The organism is Blautia sp. AF19-10LB (assembly GCF_003461245.1).
Lineage (GTDB): Bacteria > Bacillota > Clostridia > Lachnospirales > Lachnospiraceae > Blautia_A > Blautia_A intestinihominis.
The window spans coordinates 851-1,135 of record NZ_QTWS01000089.1 but is presented as its reverse complement, the minus strand read 5'-3'; the positions used below and the strand labels follow the sequence as shown (position 1 = coordinate 1,135).

General features: G+C 41.4%; 1 pseudogene. It reads left to right on the top strand.

The window, feature by feature from the left end:
* Positions 1 to 285, top strand: a pseudogene (locus DWX28_RS20700) (recombinase family protein); the annotation flags it as partial.

Here is a 285-nt window from a genome sequence, read left to right as displayed (position 1 = left end):
TCTGTTCTGTCTGCGGTGGCAGAGATTGAACGAGAGAATATCCTTGTTCAGACAATGGAAGGACGTAAGCAGAAAGCAAGGGAAGGAAAATGGAACGGCGGGTTTGCTCCATATGGCTATGAATTGGTAAATGGAGAATTGTAGATCGCAGAGGACGAAGCAGAGATTATTCGTCTGATCTATGATAAATTTATTCATACAAATATGGGAATTTCTGCGATTGCTGCATGGCTGAACCAGCATGGATATAAAAAGAAAAAACGACAGAATAATACACTGGACGCA